We start from the raw sequence: 5,215 nt of genomic DNA, 5'->3' as shown, positions 1-5,215 counted from the left end.
CATGCCCGAACTGCCGGTGCGAAAAGGGGGCTGCCCCCACGCCCGCACCTTGCACCAGCGCGGTGCAGCCGCTATCATCAGCGGCCTAGCAGTACCCCTGAAGGCGGCCTCCCAGCGGGAGTCCGGATCCGGAAGGAGGGCCGCGACCGGCAGGCAATGCAGGTTGCAACCGGAATCCAGTCACCGGAGTCTTTCCGGAAAAGGGGCCCAGCGGGCCCTTTGTCGTTTCCGGGGCGTCATGTTTTCACGCTGGCCAAGGCCGGCACCCAACCAAGAGATCAAGGCAGGCTGTGAGCGACAAGGCAACCGACATCGCGAATCTGCTCGCCCCGACCGTTGTGTCGCTGGGCCTGGAGCTGCTGGGCGTTGAGTATCTGCCGGCCCCCGGCGGTGCGACCCTGCGCCTTTACATCGACGTGCCACTGGCTGAACAGCCCGAGCGCATCATCAATGTCGACGACTGTGAGCGGGTCAGCCGCGAAGTGTCGGCGCAGCTGGACGTCGAAGACCCGATCAGCGGCAATTACACGCTGGAAGTGTCCTCGCCGGGCGTGGATCGCCCGTTGTTCAACCTGGAGCAGTTCGCTCGCCACCAGGGTGAATCGGCCAAGGTCACGCTGAAGCTGCCGCAGGACAACCGTCGTCGCCTGCAGGGGCGTATCGAGGCGACCGACGAGGCTGCGGGCACCATCACCTTCATCGTCGACAAGGCCGAAGTGGTGGTGTCGGCCGACAACATCGACAAGGCACGGATCATGCCCGACTGGGTGGCGCTGGGGCTGGCCCCGAGCAAGCCGACCGGTCCGGCACCGAAGCGTCCGAAGCCGAACACGAATTCTTCTTCCAACGAGCCGGCGGCAAAGAAGCCGCGCGCGGAGTGAGCCAATGAGCAAGGAACTGTTGCTGGTAGTCGACGCAGTCGCCAACGAGAAGGGCGTGCCGCGTGAAGTGATCTTCGATGCCATCGAGGCCGCTCTGGCCTCGGCAGCGAAGAAGCGCTATCCCGACGAGGAAGTGCTGACCCGCGTGGTCATCGACCACAAGGATGGCAGCTACGAAACCTTCCGCCGCTGGGAAGTGGTGGCCGATGATGTGGTCATGGAGTCGCCCGACCGCCAGATCCGCCTGATGGATGCCGTCGACGAAGCCGAAGGCGTCGAGGTCGGCGACTACATCGAAGAACAGATCGAGAACCCGGACTTCGGCCGCATTGCTGCCCAGGCCGCCAAGCAGGTCATCGTCCAGCGCGTGCGCGAAGCCGAGCGCCAGCAGGTCGTGGACGCGTGGAAGGATCGTGTCGGTGAGTTGATCACCGGCGTGGTCAAGCGCGCCGAGCGTGGCAACATCTATGTCGACCTCGGTGGCAACGCCGAAGGCTTCATTCCGAAGGACAAGGGCATCCCGCGCGACGTGCTGCGCGCCGGTGACCGCGTGCGCGGCTACCTGGCCGAGGTCCGTTCGGAACCGCGTGGTCCGCAGCTGTTCATCAGCCGCGCCGCCCCGGAATTCATGATCGAGCTGTTCAAGCTGGAAGTGCCGGAAGTCGGCCAGGGCCTGGTGGAAATCAAGGCCTGTGCGCGCGATCCGGGCGATCGCGCCAAGATCGCCGTGCTGGCCCACGACCAGCGCACCGATCCGATCGGTGCCTGCATCGGCATGCGCGGTTCGCGCGTGCAGGCCGTGTCCAACGAGCTCAACGGCGAGCGCGTGGACATCGTGCTGTGGAACGACAATCCGGCCAACTTCGTCATCAATGCGATGGCGCCGGCCGAAGTCCAGTCGATCATCGTCGATGAAGACAAGCACTCGATGGACCTGGCCGTTGCCGAAGACCGTCTCGCCCAGGCGATCGGCAAGGGCGGCCAGAACGTGCGCCTGGCCAGCCGCCTGACCGGCTGGCAGCTCAACGTGATGACCCAGGACCAGGTCACCGCCAAGTCGGAGGCCGAGCAGGCCGCCGCACGCCAGCTGTTCATGGACAAGCTGGAAGTGGACGAAGAGATCGCCGGCATCCTGGTCAGCGAAGGCTTCGGCACCGTCGAGGAAATCGCATATGTCCCGGTCGGCGAACTGCTGGCCGTGGAAGGTTTCGACGAAGACATCGTCGAAGAGCTGCGCGCTCGTGCCCGCGATGCGCTGCTCAATGAGGCCCTGGCAGTCGAGGAAGGCCTTGAAGACGGCCAGCCGGCGCAGGACCTGCTGTCCCTGAAGGGCATGGACGAAGCCACCGCGTATGCGCTGGCCGGCCACGGCGTGCGTACCAGCGAGGACCTGTCCGACCTGGCCGCCGACGAGGTCATGGACTTCGGCATTGAAGGGCTGGACCAGGAGCGCGCTGCGGCGCTGATCCTGGCCGCGCGTGCCGAGGAGATCGCCCGACTGGAACGCGGCGAATGAGCCGGCAATGAACAGGGCCCTGAGCCGCTCAGGGCGTAGAATCCGCGCCACCTCCAGATGCGGGGGGGCGCCCACAAGATCATAGGATCCGAATGTCGCAGCAAACCACCATCCGCAAGCTTGCCGAACTGGTCAACACGCCGGTCGAAAAACTGCTGGAACAGCTGGCCGGTGCCGGCATGAAGTTCAGCGGTCCCGACCAGGTCGTGACCAGTACCGAGAAGGTGAAGCTCCTGGGCTTCCTTCGTCGTTCGCACGGCAAGCCCGAGCAGGCCCCGGAAGAGACGGATCAGTCTGCAAAGAAGATCACGCTCAACCGCCGGAAACAGCAGGAAGTGACGGTCAGTTCCGGTCGCAGCAAGACGACCGTGAATGTCGAGGTGCGCCAGAAGCGTACCTACGTCAAGGATGGTGCTCGCGCCATGACGCCGGACGAAGAGCGCGCCGACATCCTGCGCAAGCTGGAAGAGTCGCGTGCGCGCAACCTCGCCGAACAGCAGGCGCTGGCCGAAAAGGATCGTCTGCGCGACGAAGCCATCGTCCGTGCCCGCGAGGAAGAGGCCGCCGCCAAGGAACGCGCCGAGGCCGAGAAGAAGGCCGCCGAGGAAGCTGCGGCTGCCGCCAAGGCGGCCGAGACGCTGGCTGCCAGCAAGCCCAAGCGTGCTCCGATCGACGAAACCGCGCCGCGCCCGCCGCGCGCCCCGGCGACAGCCCCGGCTGCGCCGCGCAGTGCGCCGCCGCCGCGCAACGACGACCGCAACAACCGCAGCGCGCCGCGCAACGAGCGTGGCCCAGGTGATCGTTTCGCCGGCCAGATGCACCTGTCCGCGGCCGATCGTGCGCGTCGTGGCAACAGCAACAACAGCAACACCCGTGGTCGTCCGGGCGGCCGCAACCAGGCCGGTGGCCGTCGCGACATGGCGCGTGGTGGCAACAACGCCGGCCCGCACGCGTTCGAACGTCCGACCGCACCGGTGGTGCGTGAAGTGGCGATCGGCGACACCATTACCGTGGCCGACCTGGCGCAGAAGCTTGCGCTGAAGGGTGGCGAGGTGGTGAAGGCGCTGTTCAAGATGGGCGTGATGGCCACCATCACCCAGTCCATCGACCATGACACCGCCGCGCTGGTGACCGAAGAACTCGGCCACAAGGCGATCCGTGCCAACGACAACGACGCCGAAGACGCGCTGCTGGCCTCGGCCGGTGAAAACCAGGGCGAAGCCACCCAGCGTCCGCCGGTGGTCACCATCATGGGCCACGTCGACCACGGCAAGACCTCGCTGCTGGATTACATCCGCCGCACCAAGGTTGCCACCGGCGAAGCCGGCGGCATCACCCAGCACATCGGTGCCTACCACGTGGATACGCCCAAGGGCGTGATCAGCTTCCTGGATACCCCGGGCCACGCGGCGTTCACCTCGATGCGTGCGCGCGGCGCCAAGCTGACCGACATCGTGGTGCTGGTCGTTGCTGCCGATGACGGCGTCATGCCGCAGACCAAGGAAGCGATCCAGCACGCCCGTTCGGCGGGTGTGCCGCTGATCGTGGCGATCAACAAGATCGACAAGTCCGACGCCGACCCGATGCGGGTCAAGAACGAACTGCTGTCCGAGCAGGTCGTGGCCGAGGACTTCGGTGGTGACACCCAGATGGTGGAGATCTCGGCCAAGACCGGCCTGGGCATCGACGACCTGCTGGACGCCATCTCGATCCAGGCCGAACTGCTGGAACTGAAGGCGGTCGACGAAGGCCGGGCCTCGGGCGTGGTGATCGAATCGTCGCTGGACAAGGGCCGTGGCCCGGTCGCCACCGTGCTGGTGCAGCAGGGTCGCCTGAAGAAGGGCGACTACCTGGTGTGCGGCATCCAGTACGGCCGCGTGCGTGCGCTGTTCGACGAAACCGGCAAGCAGCCGGCGTTCGCCGGCCCGTCCATCCCGGTGCAGGTCCTGGGCCTGTCCGGCGTGCCGGAAGCCGGTGACGACTTCGTGGTCGTCGAGGACGAGCGCCTGGCCAAGGACGTTGCCCAGCAGCGTGAGACCAAGCGCCGTGAATCGCGCCTGGTCGCCACCGCGGGCAGCCGCATGGAAGACATCATGGCGACCCTGGGCAAGGGCGAGGGCCAGCAGGTCCTCAACCTGGTCATCAAGGCCGACGTGCAGGGTTCGGTGCAGGCCCTGAGCCAGGCACTGGTCGCGCTGTCCAACGACGACATCCGCATCAACGTGATCCACTCCGGCGTGGGCGGCATCACCGAGTCGGACGCCAACTCGGCGGCCGCTTCGAAGGCCACCGTCATCGGCTTCAACGTGCGTGCGGATGCTTCGGCCCGTCGCATCATCGAATCCAACGGCGTGGACCTGCGTTACTTCTCGATCATCTATGACGTGATCGATCAGGTGAAGCAGGTGGCCTCCGGCCTGCTGGGCGTGGAGATCCGCGAAGAGATCATCGGTATCGCCGAGGTCCGCGACGTCTTCCGCAGCTCCAAGCTGGGCGCTGTTGCCGGCTCGATGGTCATCGAGGGCGTGGTCAAGCGCAACAAGCCGATCCGCGTACTGCGCGACAGCGTGGTGATCTTCGAGGGCGAGCTGGAATCGCTGCGTCGCTTCAAGGAGAACGTCGAGGAAGTCCGCAACGGTACCGAATGCGGTATCGCGGTGAAGGCCTACAACGACGTCAAGCCGGGTGACCAGATCGAGTGCTTCGAGCGTATCGAAGTGCCGCGCACCCTGTAATGCTGCGCTTTGGCCCGACCAACGGTCGGGTACCATGGTAGATGTAGCGCCCGACCGTTGGCCGGGCGACAATCGAATCAAAG

At 65.8% G+C, this 5,215-nt stretch carries 3 protein-coding genes; all 3 read left to right on the top strand.

Annotated features, from left to right (window positions below; genetic code table 11):
• The first annotated feature begins 290 nt into the window (after positions 1–290).
• The 3 genes from rimP to infB all read left to right on the top strand — a co-directional run bounded on the left by rimP (position 291) and on the right by infB (position 5,132).
• Positions 291–881, top strand: coding sequence for a ribosome maturation factor RimP (gene rimP / locus N5C25_RS20120; protein WP_019660578.1), 591 nt, complete (start codon positions 291–293; stop codon positions 879–881).
• A 4-nt stretch (positions 882–885) separates the two neighbouring features.
• Positions 886–2,397 carry a transcription termination factor NusA gene (gene nusA / locus N5C25_RS20115; RefSeq protein WP_019660577.1) on the top strand — a complete coding sequence of 504 codons (1,512 nt, stop codon included), beginning with the start codon at positions 886–888 and terminating at the stop codon, positions 2,395–2,397.
• Between the two features lie 92 nt (positions 2,398–2,489).
• On the top strand, positions 2,490–5,132 hold the full coding sequence (gene infB / locus N5C25_RS20110) for a translation initiation factor IF-2 (protein WP_279937760.1): 2,643 nt from the start codon (positions 2,490–2,492) through the stop codon (positions 5,130–5,132).
• Positions 5,133–5,215: the final 83 nt, after the last annotated feature.

The sequence above is a fragment of the Stenotrophomonas sp. GD03958 genome (assembly GCF_029839005.1).
Classification (GTDB): Bacteria; Pseudomonadota; Gammaproteobacteria; order Xanthomonadales; family Xanthomonadaceae; genus Stenotrophomonas; species Stenotrophomonas hibiscicola.
This window is presented reverse-complemented; position numbering and strand designations above follow the sequence as displayed.

Excerpts from the sequence above, each read along its gene's own strand:
- infB (WP_279937760.1), top strand. The coding sequence starts at position 2,490 with ATGTCGCAGCAAACCACCATCCGCAAGCTTGCCGAACTGGTCAACACG.
- nusA (WP_019660577.1), top strand. The coding sequence starts at position 886 with ATGAGCAAGGAACTGTTGCTGGTAGTCGACGCAGTCGCCAACGAGAAG.